Source organism: Leisingera sp. McT4-56, assembly GCF_020514995.1.
Lineage (GTDB): Bacteria > Pseudomonadota > Alphaproteobacteria > Rhodobacterales > Rhodobacteraceae > Leisingera > Leisingera aquaemixtae_A.
Map to the genome: position 1 here is coordinate 1 of NZ_JAJALF010000020.1, position 23,274 is coordinate 23,274.

20 protein-coding genes are annotated in these 23,274 nt (G+C 63.9%); 6 read left to right on the forward strand and 14 right to left on the reverse strand.

All coding sequences use genetic code 11. From position 1 onward, the window contains the following. Nucleotides 1-870 (reverse strand): pantoate--beta-alanine ligase (panC, locus tag LHL23_RS18270; protein ID WP_226430993.1); only part of this gene is annotated, 870 nt, incomplete at its 3' end. Nucleotides 871-878: 8 nt separating this feature from the next. Next, nucleotides 879-1,724 (reverse strand): 3-methyl-2-oxobutanoate hydroxymethyltransferase, encoded by an 846-nt coding sequence (gene panB, locus LHL23_RS18275; protein ID WP_226430994.1) that lies wholly within the window; start codon nucleotides 1,722-1,724, stop codon nucleotides 879-881. A gap of 165 nt (nucleotides 1,725-1,889) precedes the next feature. On the opposite strand from panB, the gene LHL23_RS18280 reads away from it, so the two are divergent. Beyond that, the gene (locus LHL23_RS18280) at nucleotides 1,890-3,368 is read left to right on the forward strand and encodes an ABC transporter substrate-binding protein (RefSeq protein WP_226430995.1); all 1,479 of its coding nucleotides are present in this window, start codon (nucleotides 1,890-1,892) and stop codon (nucleotides 3,366-3,368) included. 86 nt (nucleotides 3,369-3,454) lie between these two features. Here the strand turns inward: LHL23_RS18280 and LHL23_RS18285 are convergent, their stop codons facing one another. Further along, nucleotides 3,455-4,573, reverse strand: a complete 1,119-nt coding sequence (locus LHL23_RS18285) for an acetoin utilization protein AcuC (protein WP_226430996.1) — start codon at nucleotides 4,571-4,573, stop codon at nucleotides 3,455-3,457. 173 nt (nucleotides 4,574-4,746) lie between these two features. Here LHL23_RS18285 and LHL23_RS18290 point away from each other — a divergent pair, with 173 nt between their 5' ends. From LHL23_RS18290 to LHL23_RS18305, 4 genes are read left to right on the forward strand one after another with little or no spacing between them, the layout of a single operon-like run. Beyond that, complete coding sequence (locus tag LHL23_RS18290) at nucleotides 4,747-5,694, forward strand: ABC transporter permease (RefSeq protein WP_222476489.1); 948 nt, start codon at nucleotides 4,747-4,749, stop codon at nucleotides 5,692-5,694. Continuing rightward, complete coding sequence (locus LHL23_RS18295) at nucleotides 5,691-6,506, forward strand: ABC transporter permease (RefSeq protein WP_226430997.1); 816 nt, start codon at nucleotides 5,691-5,693, stop codon at nucleotides 6,504-6,506. Before LHL23_RS18290 ends, LHL23_RS18295 begins: the two co-directional genes overlap by 4 nt. Beyond that, on the forward strand, nucleotides 6,503-8,110 hold the full coding sequence (locus LHL23_RS18300) for an ABC transporter ATP-binding protein (RefSeq protein ID WP_226430998.1): 1,608 nt from the start codon (nucleotides 6,503-6,505) through the stop codon (nucleotides 8,108-8,110). Before LHL23_RS18295 ends, LHL23_RS18300 begins: the two co-directional genes overlap by 4 nt. Next, on the forward strand, nucleotides 8,103-9,554 hold the full coding sequence (locus tag LHL23_RS18305) for an aldehyde dehydrogenase family protein (protein WP_226430999.1): 1,452 nt from the start codon (nucleotides 8,103-8,105) through the stop codon (nucleotides 9,552-9,554). Before LHL23_RS18300 ends, LHL23_RS18305 begins: the two co-directional genes overlap by 8 nt. Nucleotides 9,555-9,634: 80 nt before the next feature. Here the strand turns inward: LHL23_RS18305 and pncB are convergent, their stop codons facing one another. The 3 genes from pncB to pncA all read right to left on the reverse strand — a co-directional run bounded on the left by pncB (nucleotide 9,635) and on the right by pncA (nucleotide 13,917). Beyond that, nucleotides 9,635-10,924: a nicotinate phosphoribosyltransferase gene (pncB, locus tag LHL23_RS18310; RefSeq protein WP_226431000.1), complete on the reverse strand. Its 1,290-nt coding sequence runs from the start codon at nucleotides 10,922-10,924 to the stop codon at nucleotides 9,635-9,637. Between the two features lie 62 nt (nucleotides 10,925-10,986). Beyond that, nucleotides 10,987-13,251: an ATP-binding protein gene (locus LHL23_RS18315; protein ID WP_226431001.1), complete on the reverse strand. Its 2,265-nt coding sequence runs from the start codon at nucleotides 13,249-13,251 to the stop codon at nucleotides 10,987-10,989. A gap of 69 nt (nucleotides 13,252-13,320) precedes the next feature. Further along, nucleotides 13,321-13,917 (reverse strand): bifunctional nicotinamidase/pyrazinamidase, encoded by a 597-nt coding sequence (gene pncA, locus LHL23_RS18320; protein WP_226431002.1) that lies wholly within the window; start codon nucleotides 13,915-13,917, stop codon nucleotides 13,321-13,323. A 175-nt stretch (nucleotides 13,918-14,092) separates the two neighbouring features. Between pncA and trhO the strand changes: the two genes are divergently transcribed. Further along, entirely contained in the window at nucleotides 14,093-15,004 is a 912-nt protein-coding gene (gene trhO, locus LHL23_RS18325) for an oxygen-dependent tRNA uridine(34) hydroxylase TrhO (protein ID WP_226431003.1), read from the forward strand. Nucleotides 15,005-15,084: 80 nt separating this feature from the next. Here trhO and LHL23_RS18330 read toward each other — a convergent pair whose 3' ends face one another. From LHL23_RS18330 to LHL23_RS18365, 8 genes are all read right to left on the reverse strand, one after another. Then, the gene (locus tag LHL23_RS18330; RefSeq protein WP_222476505.1) at nucleotides 15,085-15,753 is read right to left on the reverse strand and encodes a cytochrome c3 family protein; all 669 of its coding nucleotides are present in this window, start codon (nucleotides 15,751-15,753) and stop codon (nucleotides 15,085-15,087) included. After that, entirely contained in the window at nucleotides 15,753-16,223 is a 471-nt protein-coding gene (locus LHL23_RS18335) for a nitrate reductase cytochrome c-type subunit (RefSeq protein WP_222476506.1), read from the reverse strand. Before LHL23_RS18335 ends, LHL23_RS18330 begins: the two co-directional genes overlap by 1 nt. Before the next feature lie 8 nt (nucleotides 16,224-16,231). Further along, entirely contained in the window at nucleotides 16,232-18,730 is a 2,499-nt protein-coding gene (gene napA, locus LHL23_RS18340) for a nitrate reductase catalytic subunit NapA (protein WP_222476507.1), read from the reverse strand. After that, a complete protein-coding gene (locus LHL23_RS18345; protein WP_222476508.1) occupies nucleotides 18,727-19,005 on the reverse strand; it encodes a chaperone NapD in 279 nt (92 codons plus the stop codon). Before LHL23_RS18345 ends, napA begins: the two co-directional genes overlap by 4 nt. Beyond that, nucleotides 19,002-19,517: a ferredoxin-type protein NapF gene (gene napF / locus LHL23_RS18350; RefSeq protein WP_226431004.1), complete on the reverse strand. Its 516-nt coding sequence runs from the start codon at nucleotides 19,515-19,517 to the stop codon at nucleotides 19,002-19,004. The genes LHL23_RS18345 and napF overlap by 4 nt, the downstream gene beginning before the upstream one ends. A 12-nt stretch (nucleotides 19,518-19,529) precedes the next feature. Then, entirely contained in the window at nucleotides 19,530-19,679 is a 150-nt protein-coding gene (gene napE, locus LHL23_RS18355) for a periplasmic nitrate reductase, NapE protein (protein ID WP_039185196.1), read from the reverse strand. A 430-nt stretch (nucleotides 19,680-20,109) separates the two neighbouring features. Beyond that, entirely contained in the window at nucleotides 20,110-22,527 is a 2,418-nt protein-coding gene (gyrB, locus tag LHL23_RS18360; protein WP_226431005.1) for a DNA topoisomerase (ATP-hydrolyzing) subunit B, read from the reverse strand. Between the two features lie 93 nt (nucleotides 22,528-22,620). Then, nucleotides 22,621-23,211, reverse strand: coding sequence for an NAD(P)H-dependent oxidoreductase (locus tag LHL23_RS18365; protein ID WP_226431006.1), 591 nt, complete (start codon nucleotides 23,209-23,211; stop codon nucleotides 22,621-22,623). Nucleotides 23,212-23,274: the final 63 nt, after the last annotated feature.

Below are 23,274 nucleotides of genomic sequence, written 5' to 3' on the forward strand. Positions count from 1 at the left end.
GTGTTCAAGAGCGCAAAACACCCTGTCCCGTAGGTGGACTTCATCATCCCCGGCTGGAAACAGGCCTGGCCGATGGTGGCCGCCTGCTGGCCGGGAGGGGGTCTCCAGCGCCTCCAGGGTTTCGGCGCAGCGCAGGTCGAAGTATTCCACATCGCCGAATCCCGCCTTGGCCAGCGCCTGGCGCGCGGCGGCTTCCAGCGGCGCCCAGGGTTCGCCCGCGGATGCCTTGGCGGCGGCCTCGCGCATGGCCGCATTCAGGGCCGCAGCCTTGGCCAGGGCCTCCTCCGACAGGCGCAGGTTGCGAGAGGACATGGCGAGGCCCGAGGCCTCCCGCACCGTCGGGCAGCCGATCACCTCAATCGGGATGTCCAGATCGCGGGCCATGCGGGTCACCACCATCAGCTGCTGGTAATCCTTCTGGCCGAAGAACGCCTTGTCCGCGCTGGTCTGCAGGAACAGCTTGGCCACCACCGTCGCGACGCCATCGAAATGGCCGGGCCGGAAGGGGCCTTCCATCACCGCGGTGATGCTGCCGCCGACGGAGATATTGGTGGCATAGCCGTCCGGGTAGATCTGGTCCGGGTCCGGGACATAAATCAGGTCGACGCCGTAGGGGGCGAGCTTTTCCGCGTCCTCGTTTTCGGTGCGCGGGTAGTTCGCCAGATCCTCCGGGTTGTTGAACTGCTTGGGGTTCACGAAGATGGTCACGATCACCCGGTCGCAGGCCGCCTTGGCGGCTTCCACCAGCGACAGGTGGCCTGCGTGCAGCGCGCCCATTGTGGGAACAAGGCCGATGGTTTCACCAGAACGGCGCCATTTACCCGTCTTGGCACGCAGGTCGCCTAAGCGGCGCAGGATTGGAGCGGTCATGTCGGCAGTCATCCTTTGGAAGACGTCTTGGACGCAGGCGCCTGCTCGGCAAAGACATGCTCTGCCGCGGGGAAGCTGCGGGCGCGCACTTCGGCGGCGTATTCGGCGATGCCGGCCTCTGCCAGCGGGCCTAGGTCAGCGTAGCGTTTGACGAATTTCGGCTTGAAGGCGGTGAAGAAGCCCAGCATGTCATCGACCACCAGGATCTGCCCGTCGCAGCCGGCGCTGGCGCCGATGCCGATGGTGGGAATCGCCACCTCGGCGGTGATCTTGTCGGCCAGTTTCTGCGGCACCTTTTCCAGCACCACGGAAAACGCCCCGGCCTCGGCCACCGCACGGGCATCCGCCAGCACCGCATCAGCCTGCGCATCGCGGCCCTGCACCTTGTAGCCGCCCAGGGTGTTGATCGACTGCGGCGTGAGGCCGATGTGGGCCATCACTGGGATGCCGCGCTTGACCAGGAAGCGGATCGTTTCTGCCATCTCGACGCCGCCTTCCAGCTTGACCGCGGCGCAGCCGGTTTCCGCCATCAGCCGGGCGGCGTTGCGGAACGCCTGCTGCGGGCCTTCTTCGTAGGAGCCGAAGGGCATGTCGATGACCAGCATCGCGCGCTCAAGACCGCGCGCAACCGCCTGGCCGTGCATGATCATCATCTCCATGGTGACGCCCAGAGTGGAGGTCAGCCCGTGCAGCACCATGCCGACGCTGTCGCCGACCAGCACGAAGTCGCAGTGCTTGTCCATCAGCCGCGCCATCGGCGTGGTATAGGCCGTCAGGCTCACCAAAGGGGTGCCGCCCTTGCGGGCACGGATATCTTCGGCGTTGGGCGCCTGTTTCTTGGCTGTCGCGCTCATGGCTGTCCTGTTCGCGGTTCGGATGGCGCACGGATTACCAATTAACGCCGCGTGCTTCCAGTGCGCGAAATGTCCCGTGGTCTTGATTACGTTCGGGAAACAGGGAAACTCGTTTCCAATGGGCGCCATTTTCAGGCCCGTTTATTGCAAACAGGGAGTTTTCCGATGGGTTTCAAATCCTTTGTTTTTGCCGCCAGTTCCGCGCTGGCCCTGATGGCGGGCGGCGCCTGGGCCAAGGACAGCGTCACCATCGGCCTGCAGCTGGAGCCGCCGCACCTGGACCCGACCAGCGCCGCGGCGCAGGCCATCGACTCGGTGGTTTACAGCAACATCTTTGAGGGGCTGACCCGCTTCATGGGCGATGGCTCGGTGGTGCCGGGGCTGGCGGAAAGCTGGGAAATTTCCGGGGACGGAAACGTCTATACCTTCAAACTGCGAGAGGGTGTGACCTTTCACGACGGCAGCACGATGGATGCGGAGGACGTGAAATTCTCGCTCGACCGCGCCCGCGCGGAGGACAGCACCAACGCGCAGAAGGCGCTGTTCGATGGGATTACAGCAGTCGAAGCAGTGGACCCGCAGACCGTGCGGATCACGCTGGAGGCGCCGAACGGCAGCCTGCTGTTCAACCTCGCCTGGGGCGATGCGGTGATCGTGGCGCCGGAAAGCATTGAAAGCATCAAGACCAATCCGGTCGGCACTGGCGCCTATACGTTCCAGGAGTGGGTGCAGGGCGACCGCATCACGCTGGCACGCAATCCGGACTACTGGGGCGAACAGCCCGCGCTGGCCTCGGCCACCTTCAAGTTCATCTCTGACCCGACCGCAGCCTTTGCCGCGATGATGGCAGAGGACATCGACGCCTTTGACAATTTCCCGGCGCCGGAAAACCTGCCCCAGTTCGACGCCGATCCGCGGTTCCAGGTGCTGGTCGGCTCGACCGAGGGCGAGACCATCCTGTCCACCAACAACAAGCAGCCGCCGTTCGACGACATCCGGGTGCGGCAGGCGATGGCCCATGCCATCGACCGGCAGGCGATCATCGATGGCGCCATGTTCGGCTATGGCACCCCGATCGGCACGCATTTCGCGCCGCACCACCCGGCCTACAAGGACTTGACCGGCAAGTCAGCCTATGACCCGGATCAAGCCAAGGCACTGCTGGCAGAGGCAGGTTTCCCGGACGGGTTTGAGACCACCCTGCACCTGCCGCCGCCCTCCTATGCGCGGCGCGGCGGCGAAATCGTTGCCGCACAGCTGGCCGCCGTGGGGATCAAGGCTGAGATCATCAACGTCGAATGGGCGCAATGGCTGGAAAGCGTGTTCCGCGGCAAGAGCTTTGGCCTGACCATCATCAGCCATACCGAGCCGATGGACATCGGCATCTATGCCCGGCCCGAGTATTATTTCCAGTATGACAGCAAACCGTTCCAGGAGCTGATGGCCAAGCTGACCGCCACCACCGATACGGACGCCCGCACCGCGATCCTGCAGGAGGCACAGGAGATGATTTCGGCGGATTACGTGAACGGCTACCTGTTCCAGCTGGCCAAGCTGGGGGTGGCAAAGGCCGGGCTGCAGGGTTTGTGGGAGAACGCGCCGACAGCGGCCATCGACCTGAGTGCGCTCAGCTGGACGGAGTAAAGTACGATCCCCGTCGCGCAGGGCAGTGCCCGCCCCGTGGGAGGCGGGACGGGCGCTGCCCGCCCTGCGGCCAGGCGGAACCAGGTTCAAAGCCCCCGTCTTTTCCGCAAATAATCCACCCTCTCCCGGATTTCCCGCCGCACCTCGCCGCCGCGCGGCTGGTCCCAGAGGGTGGTGAACCAATGCTCCGGCGGGTTGCGGCCCAGCCGGTTGCCGTTGAACTCCAGCCCGCGCAGCACCGCTTCGCCCGCAGCTGGCAGCCTCTCCGGCACCTCAAATCCGTTCAGCGTGGCCCACACCCCGGTCCAGAGCCGCCCGACCGACCACGGGTTGTAACCGCCGCCGCCCAGCACCAGATAGCGCGGCGCCATCCCCATCAGTGCCCGCACCACCGCCCAATGGGCGTTGTTCGACAGGTCCAGATGCGGCAGCGGGTCTTCGGTGACGGCATCCGCCCCGCATTGCAGCACGATCGCATCCGGCTGAAACGCCTCGACCGCCGGCAGGATCAGCGCGTCGCGGATATGCGCCATCTCGTCATCGTTGAAGCCGCGCGGCACCGGCAGGTTCAGCGCTGATCCGCCCGCGTCATCGGTTAGCCTGCCGGTCTTGGGCCAGAGGTTCTCCTCGTGCACCGAGATCATCAGCACATCCGCGTCGCCGGCAAAGCCGTGCTCCACCCCGTCGGCGTGATGGGCGTCAATGTCCACATAGGCGATCCGCCGGACGCCGTGATGGCGCAGCGACAGCATCGCCAGGACAGGATCGTTCAGATAGCAGAAGCCGTTGGCGCGGTCCGGCATCCCGTGATGAGTGCCGCCCGCCGGGTTGTAGATGATGCCGCCATCGGCCAGCAGCTCGCCTGCCAGGATCGAACCGCCCGCGGCGGTGGCCGGGCGGCGGAAGATTTCCGGAAACACCGGATTGGAGAGGGTGCCGAGATGATGCCTTGCGCGCACCTCCGCGCTCACTTCCTGCGCCGCCTCCGCCGCCTGCAATGCCGCCACGTATTCGGGCGTGTGCCAGGCAGTCAGCGCCGCAGGCCTGGCGCGGGGGGAGTTCACATAGACCGCGTCCGGCAGCCAGCCCAGCGCGCGGGACAGGTCCATCACGGTCGAGACCCGCGGCACCCGCAAGGGATGGGTGCGGCCATATGAGGAGCCGCGGTAGATTTCCGATCCGATGAAAAGGGGGCGGGACAGCATGGCACAGTGATAGCCGGTTTCCGCCCGCTGCCAAAGTGCCTGCCGGGCACCTTTGGCCTCTTACTGGCCGAACTGCGCACAACCTCTTGACGCTGCGCATTTTTACCGCCCGCGCTTGGTTTCCTTCCGCCGCCCTCTGGACCCGGCTGCCGCGCGCTCCTAACGTGGCTTCCATGCTGCGTTATGCCCTGAAACGCCTGTTGTCGCTGTTCCTCAGCCTGGCCGTTGCCTCGCTGGTGATCTTCCTCGTGGTGGAGGTGGCGCCGGGCGATCCGGCCTCCTTCATGCTGGGCGTCAATGCGCAGCCCGATACAATTGCCGCGCTGCGGGCGGAGCTGGGATTGGATCAGGGCAAGCTGGCCCGTTACCTGACGTGGGCCGCAGGGATGCTCAGCGGCGATTTCGGCACCTCCTACACTTACCGCACGCCGGTCGCCGGGATGATCGCGGACCGGCTGTGGGTGTCGCTGCCGCTGGCGCTTTACGCGCTGACACTGTCGACGCTGATTGCCTTTCCGGCCGGCATCTACGCCGCCGCCCGCCGCGGCAAGCCGGGTGATATGGCGGTGATGGGCGCCACCCAGCTGGGCGTTGCGGTGCCGAACTTCTGGTTTGCGATGATGCTGGTCCTGATCTTTGCCATCAACCTGCGCTGGTTCGGCGCCGGCGGGTTTCCGGGTTGGGACGCGGGTCTGCTGAGCGGCCTCCATGCGCTCACCCTGCCCGCCATCGCGCTGGCGCTGCCGCAGGCGGCGATCCTGACCCGCGTCATGCGCTCCGCCCTTCTGGACATCCTCGGCGAGGACTTCATGCGTACCGCCCGTGCCAAGGGGCTGACACGCCGTCAGGCGCTGTGGCGGCACGGGGTCAGGAACGCGCTGATCCCGGTGCTGACGATCATCGGGTTGCAGTTCTCCTTCCTGCTGGCGGGCGCCATCATCATCGAGCAGGTGTTCTACCTGCCTGGCCTCGGGCGGCTGGTGTTCCAGGCGATCTCCTCGCGTGATCTGATCGTGGTGGAGTCGGTGGTGATGCTCTTGGTCTTTGCCGTCATAACGGTGAATTTCCTGGTCGATCTGGCCTATGCGCTGGTCGACCCGCGGCTAAGGAGCCGGACATGACCCGCAACCTGATCCTTGGCACCGTGCTGTCCTCGCTGGTGTTGCTGGCGGCGGCGGTGTCGTTCCTTTGGACGCCGTTTGACCACGCGGTGATGAACATCCCGGCCAAGCTGCAGACACCGAATGCGCAGCATTGGCTGGGCACCGATCATTTCGGCCGCGACCTCATGTCGATGATCATGGTGGGCGCCCGCACCTCCATCGCCGTAGCGCTGGTGGCGGTTGGCATCGGCATGGGCGCGGGCGTGCCGCTGGGGCTGGCGGCGGCCGCGCGCAAGGGATCCTGGCTGGATGAATTGATCATGCGCGGCAATGACCTGGTCTTTGCCTTCCCGTCGCTAGTGATCGCCATCCTGATCACCGCCGTGCTGGGCGCCGGGGCGGTCAACGCCATCATCGCCATCGGCATCTTCAACATCCCGGTGTTTGCCCGCATCACCCGCGGCGCGGCGCTGTCCCTTTGGGAACGCGAGTTCATCCTGGCCGCACGAGTCGCAGGCAAGGGCGCGGCGCGGATCTCGGCCGAGCATATCCTGCCCAACGTGATGAACCTTTTGATCGTGCAAGGCACCATCCAGTTCTCGCTCGGCATTCTGGCGGAGGCGGGCCTCAGCTATGTCGGCCTTGGCGCCCAGCCGCCCACGCCCAGCTGGGGGCGGATGCTGGCAGATGCGCAGACCATGGTGAGCTTTGCGCCGCATCTGGCGCTGGTGCCGGGCGTGGCCATCATCCTGACGGTGCTGGGACTGAACCTTCTGGGCGATGGATTGCGCGATTATCTGGACCCGAAACTGAGGGTAGCGCGCGCATGACCTTGTTGGATGTCACCAGCCTGTCAGTCAGCATCGGCGCGTTTCAGGCGCTCAAAGATGTGTCCTTTCACGTTGATCCGGGCGAGATTGTTGCCGTCACCGGCGAGAGCGGCTCCGGCAAGTCGATGACCGCACTCGCCATCATGCAGCTGCTGCCGGAGCTGGCGGAGGCCCGCGGCTATATCACCCTGGACGGCACCCAGCTGCTGGAGCAGCCCGAGGACCGCATGTGCGCCATCCGCGGCCAGTCCATCGGCATGGTGTTCCAGGAACCGATGACCGCGCTCAATCCGGTGAAGACCATTGGCGCGCAGGTGATGGAAACGATCCTGATCCACAAGGCAATGCCGCGCGAGAAAGCCGAGGCCCGCGCCCGCGAGGTGCTGGAGCGGGTCGGGCTGCCTCAGGACCGCTTTCCGCTGTCGCGCTATCCGCATGAGTTGTCGGGCGGCCAGCGCCAGCGGGTGGTTATTGCCATGGCCATTGCCCTGCGTCCGAAACTGCTGATCGCGGATGAGCCAACCACGGCGCTGGATGTGACCACCCAGGCGCAGATCCTGGCGCTGCTGAAGGACCTGGTGCAGGACTATGGCATGGGCCTTCTGATCATCACCCATGACCTGGCCGTGGTGGCAGATCTGGCCGACCGGATCGTCGTCATGCGCCGTGGCGAGGTGGTGGAGGCCGGACACACGGATTGGCTGCTACGCAACATGCGCCATCCCTACACGCGGATGCTGTTTGAGGCCTCCAGCCATCAGGTGGCACTGCCGCAGCCGCCTGCCCCGGCGCCGCTGCTGGAGGTCCGGAACGCGGTGCGCGACTACAAGACCCCGCGCGAATCGCTGTTCGCAAAACCTTGCAGCTTCCGCGCCGTGAACGATGTCTCCTTCACCCTGAACCGCGGCGAGCGGCTGGGGCTGGTGGGTGAGTCGGGCTGCGGAAAATCGACCCTAACAAGGGCGATTCTGGGGCTGGAGCCGCTGCAAGACGGGGAGATTCGTCTCGACGGCCAGCCTGTGACGACTCACCTTGAGCCGACGAGCCGGCGCAAGATTCAGGTGGTGTTCCAGGACCCCTACGGCAGCTTCAACCCGCGCCACCGCGTGGAGCGGCTGATCACCGAACCGTTCCATACGCTGCCCGATCCGCCCGCCGGGGCGGCGCGCCGTGATCTGATTGCCGAGACCCTGACCGCCGTCGGGCTAAAGCCGGAGGATGCCGGAAAATACATTCACCAGTTCTCCGGCGGCCAGCGCCAGCGTATCGCCATTGCCCGCGCCCTGATCACACGGCCGGAGCTGATCATCTTTGACGAGGCGGTCTCTGCGCTCGACGTCTCCGTCCGCGCCCGTATCCTCGACCTGCTGGCGGAGCTGTGCGCGGCCTATTCGCTCACCTATCTGTTCATCAGCCACGACCTGAGCGTGGTGCGCACGATCACCGACCGCTGCCTGGTGATGCAACACGGCGAGATCGTCGAGCAGGGCGAAACCGAAGCCGTGTTCAGCGATCCCCAGCACCCCTACACCCGCCAGTTGATCGCCGCAGCGCCGGTGCTGCCCGATCTCAATGGCCTCGAAAGGAACCCCCAGCATGTCTGATCCCCTCTGGTTCGATCCCGCGCTTTGCCTGATTGGCGGCAAATGGCTGCCCGCGGCCAGCGGCGGCACGCTGCCGCTGGTGAACCCCTCCGACGGCAGCGAGATCTGCCAGATCGCCCGCGGCGGCGCAGCGGATGTCGAGGCCGCGGTGCTGGAAGCACAGACGGTGCTGGACGGCGAATGGGGCCGAATGACTGCGCTGGAGCGGGGCCGCATCCTGACCCGGATCGGCCAGTTTGTGCTGGAGCGGGTGGAGCTGCTGGCCGCGATCGAGGCGATGGACGTGGGCAAGCCGCTGACCCAGGCGCGCGCCGATGCGGTGGCGCTGGCGCGCTACTGCGAGTTCTACGGCGGCGCGGCAGACAAGGTGATGGGGGAGACCATCCCCTATCTCGATGGCTACACCGTCTATACCCTGCGCGAGCCGCATGGGGTGACGGGGCATATCGTGCCCTGGAACTACCCGATGCAGATCATCGGCCGCTCAGTCGGGGCCGCGCTGGCGATGGGCAATGCCTGCGTGCTGAAACCCGCGGAGGAGGCCTGCCTGACGGCGCTGGCCTTTGCCCATATCGCCATGGAGGCCGGGCTGCCTGCGGGGGCCTTGAACGTGGTGCCGGGCCTGGGGGCTGAGGCCGGCGCGGCGCTGGCCGGGCATCCCGGTGTGCATCACATCTCCTTCACCGGGTCGGTCCGGACCGGCGCGCTGGTGCAGCAGGCAGCCGGCGCCAATGTGGTGCCGGTGACGCTGGAGCTGGGCGGCAAGTCCCCGCAGCTGGTGTTTAACGATGCCGACCTGGACGCTGCGCTGCCGTTTCTGGTGAACGCCGGCATCCAGAACGCGGGCCAGACTTGTTCTGCCTCCTCGCGCATTCTGGTGCAGCGCGGGATTTACGAGGACGTGAAGGCGCGGATGGCAGCGGCCTATGGCGCGCTGACGGTTGGGCCGGCAGCAGAGGACCTGCGGGTCGGGCCGCTGATTTCCAGCCGCCAAAAGCAGATTGTCGAGGACTATCTGAATCAAGGCGCGGACCTGCCGGTTGCGGCGCAGGGGTCCATCGTGGAGCACGCGCCAGAATGCGGCGCCTATGTGCGCCCCACCCTGTTTGCGGATGTGCCGGAGGATCACGTGCTGGCGCGGGAGGAAATCTTTGGCCCGGTGCAGGTGCTGATCCCGTTCGACACCGAAGAAGACGCGCTGCGGATCGCCAATGCCACGGACTATGGCCTTGTCGCCAGCGTCTGGACCCGCGACGGCGCGCGGCAGATGCGGCTGGCAAAACGGCTGCGGGCGGGCCAGGTGTTCCTCAACAACTACGGTGCCGGCGGCGGGGTGGAGCTGCCTTTCGGCGGGGTCGGGAAATCCGGCCACGGGCGGGAGAAAGGCTTTGAGGCGCTTTACGGTTTCTCGCAGCTGAAAACGGTGGCGGCGCATCACGGCTAAGCGCGCGCCTCTTTCACCTTTCCAAAATGCTCCGGGGGTGAGGCCGCCAGGCCGAGGGGGCGGCGCCCCCTCTTCTGCTCTCAGACGATTACCGCCTGCCGCTCCTGCCTGCCTACGCCGAACACCCGCTTGTAGCGTTCGATTTCATCTGCCGGACCCATCGCCTTTTCCGGGTTGTCCGACAGTTTCACCGTGGGCCGCCCGTTGGCTGCAACCGCCTTGCAGACCAGCGAGAACGGCGCCAGCGCGTCATCCGGCACCAGCTTGCGGAAGTCGTTGGTCAAGAGTGTGCCCCAGCCAAAGGAAACCTTGGTGCGGTCTGAGAATTGCGCGTGCAGGTCCTGGATCTGCTGCACGTCCAACCCATCGGAGAAGATCACCCGTTTCTCTGCCGGGTCCTCGCCGCGCTCTTTCCACCAGTTGATCGCCACCTCGGCGCCTTTGGCCGGGTCGCCGCTGTCGATGCGGATGCCGGTCCAGCCGGCCAGCCAATCCGGCGCGCGGTCCAGGAACCCCTGGGTGCCGTAGGTGTCGGGCAAGATGATGCGCAGGTTGCCCTCGTGCTCGTCATGCCAGTCGGACAGAACGTCATAGGGGGCCTGGGCCAGTTCCGCGTCGCTGTCTGCCAGCGCCGAATAAACCATCGGCAGTTCGTGGGCGTTGGTGCCGATTGCCTCCACCTCGCGGCGCATGGCGATGAGGCAGTTGGAGGTGCCGGTGAATTTCTCGCCCAGGCCCTCGATCATCGCCTGCACGCACCAGTCCTGCCACAGGAAGGAATGGCGGCGGCGGGTGCCGAAATCGGCGATGGTCAGGTCCTCCACCTCGCGCAGGCGCTCGATCTTTTCCCAGACGCGGGTCATGGCGCGGGCGTAAAGCACTTGCAGCTCAAACCGGCCCATCTGGTCCAGCACCGCCCGGCTGCGCAGCTCCATCAGCACCGCAAGCGCCGGGATTTCCCACAGCATCACCTCGTGCCATTTGCCCTCGAAGGTCAGCTCGTACTGGTCGCCCTTGCGCTCCAGGTGGTAGGGCGGCAGGCGCAGCCCCTCGAACCATTCCATGAAATCCGGGCGGAACATCTGCCGCTTGCCATAGAAGGTATTGCCGCGCAGCCAGGTGCTTTCACCGCGGCTGAGAGACAGCGAGCGGATGTGGTCCAGCTGTTCGCGCAGCTCCCCCTCGTCAATGAGCCGGGCCAGCGGCACATGCGCCGACCGGTTGATCAGCGAGAAGGTCACGGTGGTGTCCGGCTTGTTGCGGAACACCGACTGGCACATCAGAAGCTTGTAGAAATCAGTATCGATGAGCGACCGGATAATCGGGTCGATCTTCCATTTGTGATTGTAGACGCGGGTTGCAATATCCACCGGCGGCCTCGTGCATAGGGGTCATTGATTGATAGGACAGCCCGCCACCCGGGGCAAGGACATCAGCCCGCGCGGCGGCTGAGCGCCTGCGGCGCCAATTGGCCCAGCAGCGCCAGCAGCTTGGGCTTGCTGATCGGTTTGCTCATGAATTCGTCCATGCCGGCCGCCAGGCAGGCCTTGCGGTCGGAGTCGAAGGCATTGGCGGTCAGGGCGACGATGGCGGGCTGCGGGCGTGCAAGGGCGCGGATGGACCGGGTCGCCTCCAGCCCGTCCATGTCCGGCATCGACATGTCCATCAGGATGATATCAGGCGCAAACGCCTCGAACTGGGCCACCGCCTCGCGGCCGTCTCTGGCAAAGGCCAGCTCCACAGGGACTGATTGCAGGAACTTTTCGACCAACAGCCGGTTGACGGCGTTGTCCTCGGCCACCAGCACCCGCAGCCCGTCCAAAGCGGCCGTGCCGTCCGCCGGCGGCGGGTCTGCCTGCGGTGCGGCCGTGTCCTTTTGCGGCGGCAGCAAGTGCAGCCGCACCGCGAAGCAGGACCCGAGGCCCAGCTGGGAGGACACCGCTATGCTGCCGCCCATCGCCTCTGCCAGGCGGCGGGATATGGCCAGCCCCAGCCCGGTGCCGCCAAAGCGGCGGCTGATCGCGGCATCGGCCTGGGAAAACCGTTCGAACACGCCGTCCAGCTTGTCCTCGGCGATGCCGATCCCGGTGTCCGTTACGGTAAAGGTCAGATCGATTCCGTCCCCTGCCGGTTCGCTGTCCACCGCGACGGCCACGCTGCCCTGATCAGTGAACTTGATCGCGTTGCCCGCCAGGTTCATCAGAATCTGCCGGATCCGGCGGTCATCCCCCCGCAACAGGCCGGGCAGGCTGCTGCTGATCTCCAGCGAAAGCTTCAGCCCTTTTGCCTCAGCCTGGGGCTGCAGCAGCCGGATGGTAGTTTCGAAACAGGCGCGCGGGTCAAAGTTGACCGGGCTGAGGGTGCATTCCTCCGCGTCCATCTTGGAAAAATCCAGAACATCGTTGATCAGGGCAAGCAGCATGTCCGCAGAACTGAGGATCGTGTCCGCGTAGGGTTCCTGTTCTTGCGTCAGGCCGCTGTCTCGCAGCAACTGCGCCATGCCGATCACTCCGTTCAGCGGCGTGCGGATCTCATGGCTCATGGTAGCGAGGAAATCCGCCTTGGCCCGGGCGCCTTCCTCGGCGGCGATGCGCGCCTGCACCAGCTGCTGCGCGTGCTCCTTGGCAGCGGAGATGTCGCGTTCCACGGCAATCAGAGTCTCCAGCCTGCCTTCGCTGTCTACCATCGGCACCTGGCTGGTTTCGATCCAGACCAGCTGCCCGTCCTTGCGCCGGTTGCGGATTTCCACCCGGACCGGGCGGGCATAACGGACACTGTCCTGCAATTTCCGGATGGTTTCAGGATCGGTCTCGCCGCTGTTCAGCAGATCGCCGGGCAGCCGGCCCAGCGCCTCGCCGAAGGAATAGCCGGTGATGCGGGTGAAACTGTCGTTAACCCAGGTGATCCGCCCCTCCCGGTCCATCAGCATCACGCTGTCGTTGGCATTTTCGGCAACCAGCGCCAGGCGCCGGGCCTCCTTCCGCTGCTCCTGCAGACGGGTGTTTGCCGCCCCCAGCTCCTGCTGCTGGGTGGCGGTGGCAAGATTGTACTGGCGGGTATTTTCAAACGAACGGCGGCCGTAGCCGGCAAGCCATATCATGTAGCCAAACAGAATCAGGAAGCCTACGGCATGCAGCTGCCATTCGGTAGTGACCCCGCCGCCATCTGCCAGATCGTGCCACAGCATGATAGCAGGCACGGTGCAGAAAAATGCCATCCAGATTAGCGAAGCGGCCCGGTGAAACGGCAAGGTGATCGCCGCATTCATCGCAATGCCCGACATGAAAGCAATGGAGAACAACAGGTCGAGGTGATGCGCGGTATGCACCTCCGCCTTCATTACAGGCCAATACGGAAGCGTGGCGCACATGCTAATTCCCGCGCCATAGATGGCGGCAGAAAAACTGCTGAGAAGGCGCATCCGCTGTTCCGGAACGCCCCTGGCGGCCATTGCCGGAAGCTGCCGGAGGCAGAGGCTGTCGATGATGTCGCCGGCCATTGCCGCCAGAAACGCAAGCGCCGCAAGCTGCATATCCGTTGCCAGGCCCAGCAGAAGGCACGCCCCAAGGACAAACGCCTGGCGCGGCCAGAAGGTTTTGCAGCGCCCCCTGGCATAGCGCATCATCAGCTCTTGCGAGCTGTATTTCCTTTCATAGCTGGCTAACGGGCCGGTAGCCGGCCCTTCTGCTAAAGTCATCATCCAGCCTTGCTGCCAGGACACCCCGCCAAGGTTAATATGATTGTGTTAATATTTGGAAACCTCAACTCAAGATTGCAAATCGACCCCCGCCTCCTTCATCTGTGAGAGCGCCGTCTGAAGCGAGCCCTCCAGGTCGATTGCGCGGCAGGCGGCGAGATCCACTGTTACCGCAAAGCCCAACCGAGCCGCGTCCAGCGCCGTGAAGGCTACGCAGAAATCCGTGGCCAGCCCGGCCAGGGTGAGATCCGTGATGCTGCGGCTGCGCAGGTATCCCTCGAGCCCGGTGGGCGTGGTCCGGTCGTTCTCGAAGAAGCCGGAATAGCTGTCGATCCCTGCGCGGAACCCCTTGCGGATGATCAGGTCGCCATCGGTGCGCAGATCCTTGTGAAAGGCCGCCCCTTCGGTGCCCTGCACACAGTGGTCCGGCCAAAGCACCTGGGTGCCATAGGGCATTTCCACGGTCTCGAAAGGCGCCTTGCCCGGATGCGCGGAGGCAAAGGAGGAATGCCCCGCCGGATGCCAGTCCTGGGTCAGGATCACGGTGTCGAACCGCTCCATCATCGCGTTTACGGGGGCAACCACCTCATCCCCGCCGGGCACGGCCAGCGCGCCTCCGGGGCAGAAATCATTCTGCACATCGACAACAATCAGGGCTTGGGACATGGGCTGCTCCTATTGTGGCTTATACAATATGTAGCGGTGCCGTCCGGTCTTGGGAACTCCTGCTGGGTCCGGGTTCGCAGCCCGCGTTAAAAAGTGCATTCAGGGCACAGCTTTCCAAGCCTGTGCAGCAGGGCTTTTGCTTGAAATACGCGCGCCTTGGTTCTATGGGCGGGCCATGTACACGATTGCCGCCCTCTATCACTTCACCCGTTTCCCCGATCCCGCCGCGGTCAGGCCGGCGCTCTTGGACCTGTGCCAGGCACAGGGCGTTAAAGGCTCTTTGCTGCTGGCGCAGGAGGGGATCAATGGCACCATCGCCGGCCCGCGGGCTGGCATCGACGCAGTGCTCGCCCATATCAAGGCGCTGCCCGGCTGCGCCGGTCTGGAATGGAAGGAGGCCGCCGCAGCTGAGCCGCCGTTCGGCAAGATGAAGGTGCGGCTGAAGAAAGAGATCGTGACCATGGGCCAGCCGGATGTGGATCCGCTGGCCTCTGTCGGGCATTACGTCGAGCCCGAGGACTGGAACGACCTGATCCAGCAGGACGATGTGGTGCTGATCGACACCCGCAACGATTACGAGGTGGCGATAGGCACCTTCGAGGGCGCGATCGACCCCAAGACAGAAAGCTTCCGCGACTTCCCCGCCTGGTGGGAGGAGAACAAGGACCGCTTCCACAACAAGCGGGTTGCGATGTTCTGCACCGGCGGCATACGCTGCGAGAAGTCGACCAACTACCTGCTGGGCCAGGGCGTGGAGGATGTCTATCACCTGAAGGGCGGCATCCTGCGCTACCTGGAGGAAATGCCCGCCGAGGACAGCACCTGGGAAGGCGAATGCTTTGTCTTCGACAACCGTGTGTCAGTCGGCCACGGGCTGGTCGAAGGCCCGCATGAGCTGTGCCACGGTTGCCGCCGCCCGATCCTGTCGGAAGACAAGGAACGGCCCGAGTTCGAGCAGGGCGTCAGCTGCCACCTGTGCATCGATCAGACCTCGGAAGAGGACAAGGCGCGGTTCCGCGAGCGGCAGAAGCAGATGAAGCTGGCCCGCGAGCGCGGTGAGGATCACCTGGGCAGCATCCCGCTGTAAGATCCGCGTGAAACAGACACTAAAAAGGCCGCTGCCCATCGGGACAGCGGCCTTTTCTTGTTTTTGAAGGGCAGGCAGCGTCAGTTGCTGCTCAGGCCCAGGTAGCTGCGGGTGCTGGCCAGCAGGCCCTCGCCGTGGGCCGGCGCCAGCAGGCCCGCGTGATCTTCGCCTTCGGCTGCGGCCATGTCGGGCAGCTGGTGGGCGATGCCCTTGTGGCAGTTGATGCAGGTTTTCTCGCCGGTGAACAGGAAGCGCTCATGCGCGTCCGCTGCCCGCTTGGACTGGCGGGTGATGTCCATCGACTCGTCCGAGTGGCAGTTGCGGCACTCCAGCGAGTCGTTCGCCTCAAGCCGCGCCCATTCGTGCTGCGCCAGTTCCAGCCGGTGCTCCAGGAATTTCTCCCGCGTGTTGATGGTGCCGAAGATCTTGCCCCAAACCTCCTTGGAGGCCTGCATCTTGCGGGCGATCTTGTTGGTCCAGTTGTGCGGCACGTGGCAGTCCGGGCAGGACGCGCGGACGCCGGAGCGGTTGGAATAGTGGATCGTCGGCTTCAGCTCCTCGAACACGTTGTCGCGCATTTCGTGGCAGCTGGTGCAGAAGGCCTCGGTGTTGGTCACTTCAAGCGCGGTGTTGAAACCGCCCCAGAAGATGATCCCCATAACGAAGCCGCCCATGGTCAGGAAGCCGAGCGAGAAATAGGCGCTGGGTCGCCTGATGATCCACCAGAGCCGTTTCAGGAAACCAAACATCAGTCCGCCCCGCCCTGCTTTGCCTTCACGTAATCGATCACCTTGTCGACATCGACGAACTCATTCTCCACCAGCGGCCGGGCGTTGGTCTGCACCACGTGGCACTGGTTGCAGAAATAGCGCCGCGGGCTGACCGCGCCGAGGGTCTGGCCCTCGCGGTTCATGAAGTGGGTGACCGAGATCATCGGCGCTTGGCTGACCTCCACGGCCGTGCGGCTGTGGCAGGTCAGGCATTTGTTGGAGTTCAGATCGACCTGGTAGTTGTCGGTCTTGTGCGGGATCAGCGGCGGCTGGTCCGGGTAGTTGCGCACCTGGCGGATGTCGGTGTTGACAACGCCGGGGATCTGGGTGGCTTCACCCTGCTCGCCCAGCGGCGCGGTGTTGCGCAGCGTGGCGACCTGGTTCTGGGCGAAAGCTGCCGAGGCCAGCAGGATCGGTGCGGCCAGGATGGCGAGACGGAGATGTTTCATGACGGGCCTCACACTGCTTCGATACGGACTGCGCATTTTTTGAAGTCCGTCTGTTTCGAGATCGGATCGGTGGCATCCAGCGTGACCTTGTTGATCAGCCGGCGCGCATCGAACCAGGGCACAAAGACCAAGCCTTTGGGCGGCTTATTGCGGCCGCGGGTTTCGATCCGGGTGCGGATTTCGCCGCGCCGCGAGATCACCCGCACCTCGGTGCCGCGCCGGAAGCCCTGCTCCTTGGCGTCGTCCGGGTGCATGTAGCAGAGCGCATCCGGGATCGCCTGGTACAGTTCCGGCACCCGCTGGGTCATCGAGCCGGAGTGCCAGTGCTCCAGCACTCGGCCGGTGGCCAGCCACATCGGGTATTCCTCATCCGGGCTTTCCGCCGGCGGCTCGTAGGGCAGCGCAAAGATTACTGCCTTGCCGTCGGGCTTGCCGTAGAATTCGAAATCCGAGCCCGGCTTAACATAGGGGTCGTAGCCTTCTTTGAAGCGCCACTGGGTTTCCTTGCCGTCCACAACCGGCCAGCGCAGGCCGCGCACCTCGTGGTAGGTGTCGAAGGGCGCCAGGTCGTGCGCCTTGCCGCGGCCGAACTCGGCATATTCCTCAAACAGGCCCTTCTGGATGTAGAAGCCGAAGTCCTCGGATTCGTGGTTGCCGTATTCCTTGGCCTTATCGCTCAGCTCGTACTGGTCGACCTTGCCGTTGGCGAACAGCACCTCGAACAGGGTCTTACCCTTGTAGTCCGGATTGGCGTCCAGGATCTCCGCCGGCCAAACCTCGTCAGTGGTGAAGCGCTTGGAGAATTCCGCCAGCTGCCACAGGTCGGATTTGGATTCACCCGGCGCGTTGACCAGCTGATACCAGAACTGGGTGCGGCGCTCGGCGTTGCCGTAGGCACCTTCCTTTTCCACCCACATGGCGGCGGGCAGGATCAGGTCGGCGGCTTCTGCCGTCACCGTCGGGTAGGCGTCCGACACCACGATGAAGTTGTCGGGGTTGCGGTAGCCCGGCAGCCCTTCCTCCATCATGTTGGGGGCGGCCTGCATGTTGTTATTTACCTGCACCCAGTAGCAGTTGATCTTGCCGTCCTTCAGGTCGCGGTTCTGCTTCACCGCGTGGGCGCCGACCCAGCCGGGCACGGTGCCTTCGGGCAGCTTCCAGATCTTTTCGGCATAGGCGCGGTGTTCCGGGTTCTTGACCACCATGTCGGCAGGCAGACGGTGGGCAAAGGTGCCAACTTCGCGGGCGGTGCCGCAGGCCGAGGGCTGGCCGGTCAGCGAGAACGGCGAGTTGCCGGGGGTGGAGATTTTTCCGGTCAGCAGGTGGATGTTGTAGATCATGTTGTTGACCCAGACACCGCGGGTGTGCTGGTTCACGCCCATGGTCCAAAGCGACATCACCTTGGTATCCGGATCGGCGTAAAGCTTGGCGATCTTCTCCAGCGTCTCTGCCGGAACACCGGACATTTCCGCTGCTTTTTCAAGCGTGTATTCGGAAACGAACTCGGCAAATTCCTCAAACGTCATATCCGAGGCGCCGCCGGCCTTGTCCGCGTTCTCGGCCATCTGCTCCAGCGGATGCTCCGGACGCAGGCCATAGCCGATGTCCTGGTTACCGCGCTTGAAGTTGACGTGCTTGGACACGAAATCCTCGTTCACCGCGCCGTTCTGGATGATGTAGTTGGCGATGTAGTTCAGCATCACCAGGTCGGTGTGCGGGGTGAACACCGCCGGGATATCGGCCAGATCGAAGCTGCGGTGGGTGAAGGTCGACAGCACTGCCACCTTGACATGCGGGTGGCTGAAGCGGCGGTCAGTAATGCGGGTCCACAGGATCGGGTGCATCTCTGCCATGTTCGAGCCCCACAGCACGAAGGCGTCGGCGTTCTCGAAGTCGTCATAGCAGCCCATCGGCTCGTCGATGCCAAAGGTGCGCATGAAGCCGCCCACGGCCGAGGCCATGCAGTGGCGCGCGTTGGGGTCGATGTTGTTGGAGCGGAAGCCCGCCTTCATCAGCTTGGAGGCCGCATAGCCTTCCCAGACGGTCCACTGGCCGGAGCCGAACATGCCGATGCCTTCGGGGCCTTTCTCGGCCAGGGTTTTCTTCCACTTCTCGGCCATGATGTCGAAGGCCTCATCCCAGCTGACCGGGGTGAATTCGCCGTTCTTGTCATATTCGCCGTTGGTCTTGCGCAGCAGCGGCGTGGTCAGGCGGTCGGCGCCATACATGATCTTCGACAGGAAGTAGCCCTTGACGCAGTTCAGGCCGCGGTTGACCTCGGCCTGGGTGTCGCCGTGGGTGGCGACCACACGGCCAGCCTTGGTGGCGACCATGATCGAGCAGCCGGTGCCGCAGAATCGGCAGGCCGCCTTGGACCATTTCAGTTCGGTCACATTTGCGTCTGTGACAAGGTTCTGCGCGGCCGCGGGGATCGGCAGGCCGGCGGCAAGGGCCGCGGCTGCAGCTGCCTGCGCCTTGATGGCGTCACGGCGGGTAAGTCCGGTCATTGGGGGACTCCTTCTTCAATGGCGAGGTCCTGCGCATCGCAGGTTTGATGGAAGACAAGCGCCGCGCTGGCGACACCGTCGAGAAGCTGAATTTTGGCGAGCGCGTCACCGATGGCCCGGTCGCTGTCCGCTTCGAACAGCACGACGATCTTGCCCGAGGGGTCGGTTTGCGAAATCTCGGCGCGCGGCATGGATTTGATTTCGGCCAGAACGGCCTCCATCTGCGCCGGGTTGCTGCGCACCAGCAGGCTGGAGATATGGATTTCTTCTGTCACGCAGGCATCCTTTTCTGGCGGGGGTCGCTGATCGCGATGGCGTTGCTGGGGCAGGTGGACAGGCAAGCGCCGCAGCCGGTGCAGGCGTCAGCGTCCACCTGGATGGCGCCGACCGGGCGGACCGACAGGTCCATCCGCAGGGCGCGCGGGTCGCAGATGTCCGTGCACAGCTGGCAGGCGATGCCAGCCGCATTCAGGCAGCTGCCGGTGATCTCCACCGTCACCGGCCAGGGCGCGGGCAGTTCCAGATCGAACACCGGCTCCGGGCAGGCTTCGGCGCAGGCGGCGCAGAAGGTGCATTCGCCGCCCCGGAAACTGATCCGCGGGCGGTTGCGGCTGTCGAATTCGATGATGTTTTCCGGGCAGGCCTCCACGCAGGCATTGCAGCTGGTGCAATGGGCCTGCACCCGGGCCTCATCCGTCCAGGGCGGGCGGAATTCCGGATCCGGGCGGGACACCCTTCCGGTCAGGAAGGCGCGCCGCGAAGGGGCTGTGCTGGCATGTGCTGGCATCGGACTGGGCTCTTATCCGGTGGGTGGCCCCAGGAAGATCTGCGAGATCCAGATCATCAGACCGTACCCGCCGACGATTCCCACTGCCAGAACCGGCGCCAGGATCACAGCGAGGAACAGAAAGGTATTCCGCTCTTCGGCTTTGGTTGGCTGTTCGGACATAAGCGTCCTCCTTAGCTAATTTATTCTACACTAAATCCACGCGGAACGCCCGCGAAAGGCTGGTGCAGGCAGAACCACCTTAACTCAACAAAGCCGAATCATAATCAAAAGGCATTTTTGATTCATATTTACGACCTACCGGGTTCGGTCCTGCCAGCGCCACCATGTAAAAGCACGGCTCCCCGGACCTTGATCTGAATCATTTCGCAGGTGTTTGATTTGAAAAACTAAATATTCAAAAAATCGAAATTGTATTTTCACCGCACCACAGCCGCGCCAGTGCGGCCCGCAGAACAGTTAACTGCCTGAGCCGGGCCGGGCGGCCGAGAGACACATGATCGAACGCAGCAGGCCGAAAAAGCCGGCGCGCGCCCTGTGCAGGAGCACGCGCCGTTTCAGAAATCAAAATTTTTCAGATGGTTAGAAGTTTTCAGAAGTCCAGGTTTTCGACGCTGAGAGCGTTCTTCTGGATGAACTCGCGGCGCGGCTCCACCACGTCGCCCATCAGTTTGGTGAACAGATCATCCGCCTCTACCATATCGTCGATGCGCACCTGCAAGAGGGTGCGGGCATCCGGGTCGAGTGTGGTCTCCCACAGCTGATCGGGGTTCATTTCGCCGAGACCCTTATAGCGCTGCAGGGTGAGACCCTTTTCGCCTTCTTCCAGAATCGCTTTCAACAGGCCAAGCGGGCCGTGGATCATCTGGCTGCGGTCGCGGCGGACCAACTGCGCGGTGGTGCCATAGACTTCCTGCAGGCTCTGGGTGAAGCTGCCGGTCTTGCGGGCTTCGCCGGAGCGCAGCATCGGGCCGTCCAGGGTGCGGACTTCCTCGACGCCGCGCAGGATGCGGGCCAGGCGGATGCCGTGGTCCTGGGTGATCCGGCCCTGCCAGCCGCGCTCATACTCCAGCGCGATGGCGTCCAGGCGGGCGGCAACCTTGTCGGCCACGCCCTGCAGGTCGGAATCCACGGCGCCGGGCACAAAGGCGCCGGCCACTGCGGCCTGCTCCAGGATGTGGCGCGGGTAATGGGTCGGGAAGGCATCCAGCACACGCTTGAGCTGGCGCGCCTCTTCCACCACGCGGGTGAGGTCGGCGCCGGCCATTTCGGAGCCGTCGCCCAGTTTCAGAACCGCACCGTCGACGCCCTGGTTGATCAGGTAATCATCCAACGCCGCCTGATCCTTGAGATAGACCTCGGATTTGCCGCGCGCGACCTTATAGAGCGGCGGCTGCGCGATATAGAGGTAACCGCCCTCGATCAGCTCCGGCATTTGCCGGTAGAAGAAGGTGAGCAGCAGGGTGCGGATGTGGGCGCCGTCGACGTCGGCGTCGGTCATGATGACGATCTTGTGGTAGCGCAGCTTTTCGATGTTGAACTCATCGCGGCCGATGCCGGTGCCCAGCGCCATCACCAGGTTGCCGATCTCCTGGCTCGACAGCATCCGGTCAAAGCGCGCGCGCTCCACGTTCAGGATCTTGCCGCGCAGGGGCAGGATTGCCTGGGTCATACGGTCCCGCCCGGTTTGGGCGGAGCCGCCGGCCGAGTCACCCTCGACCAGGAACACTTCGGTCTTGGAGGGGTCTTTCTCAGAGCAATCCTTGAGCTTGCCCGCCAGGTAGTTCACGTCCATCGCGGTCTTGCGGCGGGTCAGTTCGCGCGCCTTGCGGGCAGCCTCGCGGGCCAGAGCAGCCTCGACAATTTTGCCGACGATCTGCTTGGCTTCGTTCGGGTTTTCCTCGAACCATTCGGCCAGTTTTTCGCCCATCAGGCTTTCGACCACCGGGCGCACCTCGGAGGAGACCAGCTTGTCCTTGGTCTGGCTGGAGAATTTCGGGTCCGGCACTTTGACCGACAGAACACAGGTCAGCCCCTCGCGGGCGTCGTCACCGGTGAAGGAGACCTTCTCCTTCTTGGCGATCCCCGACGTCTGTGCGTAGTTGTTGATGGTCCGGGTCAGCGCGCCGCGGAAGCCCGCTACATGGGTGCCGCCGTCGCGCTGGGGGATGTTGTTGGTGAAAGGCAGCACGGTCTCGTGGTAGCTGTCATTCCACCACATGGCGATTTCTACACCGATGTCGTCCTTTTCCCCCACGATATAGACCGGAGCCTCCATCACCGGAGTCTTATGCCGGTCGAGGTATTTGACGAACTCCTTGACGCCGCCCTCGTAGAACAGCTCTGCCGAGAGTTTCTCTGCCGGTCGCTCATCTTCCAGAATGATCCGCACGCCGGAATTCAGGAAGGCAAGCTCGCGCAGGCGTTTTTCCAGCGTCTCGAAAGAATACTCCAGGTTCGAGAATGTATCGGTCGACGCCATGAAGCGGACTTCGGTGCCGGTCTGGTCACCGCAATCGCCCACCACTTCCAGATGCTTGACCGTGTCGCCGCGTTCAAACCGGGCGACGTGCTCCTTGCCGTTGCGCCAGATGCGCAGTTCCAGCCAGTCGGACAGCGCGTTCACCACCGACACGCCCACGCCGTGCAGACCGCCCGACACCTTGTAGGAGTTCGAGTCAAACTTACCGCCGGCGTGCAACTGGGTCATGATGACCTCGGCTGCCGACACGCCTTCCTCGGCGTGGATATCCACCGGGATGCCGCGGCCGTTGTCACTGACGGAGACGCTGGAATCGGCGTGGATCTTGACCGTCACGTGGTCGGCGTGGCCCGCCAGCGCCTCGTCGATGCCGTTGTCCACGACCTCGTACACCATGTGGTGCAGGCCCGAGCCGTCATCCGTGTCCCCGATATACATGCCGGGGCGTTTTCGGACCGCCTCCAACCCTTTGAGAACCTTGATGGAATCCGCGCCATATTCTGCGGGGGCCTGCTCGTTTCCGGACATTCACATCTTCCTGTCTTTGCTTCGGGATTTTATACGAAACCTGACCGGGATTGTCACGCGCAAGCCCCCTTTTTTCATGGGCCTATCAGACGATTATGCACCCAGCGCTCCAAGTTCCGCAGCCGTGCGGAGCCAGGCTTCACGCTCCTCGCTGCTTGACCCCTGCAAAGCGCCGAAATGGCAGGTCTCAACTGGGTCAACTCCCACAAAATTCAGGATCTGGCGTTCCATCTGAACATGTGCAGCATTGTCGTAGAACTGCACCATCAAATCGGGCGGCGTGTCTGACGCAATCAGGACCCGCCCTGACTTTCCTGTCAGAAGCGGCTTGGGCAGGCCATCTGTGACAATGCGGGGATCAAAGGTGCGGCCGGGCAGCAGGATCCGGTCGAACAGCCCCTTCAATTTACCCGGCAGGCCACCCCACCACAGGGGAAAGGCAACAACCACATGGTCGGCCCATTCGAAATCCGAAAGCACCGCTTCAATTTGGGGTTCCAGCTTCTTTGCGCCGGAAAACCCGGCCTGTCCGAAATCTGCATCGAACTCCAGCTGCGACAGCTTGTGCTGACGCACATCATGACCGGCGCTGTCAGCGGCAGACGCATAGCTACCGCAAAGCGCCCCGGTAAAAGTATTGGCAGCCGGATGGCCGTTCAGAATCAGGATTTTCCGGGCAGACATTTCACTCTCCATTAGCTAAGTTGACCGTGGTCACTTTATTGAATCAGAAAATGACCGCGGTCA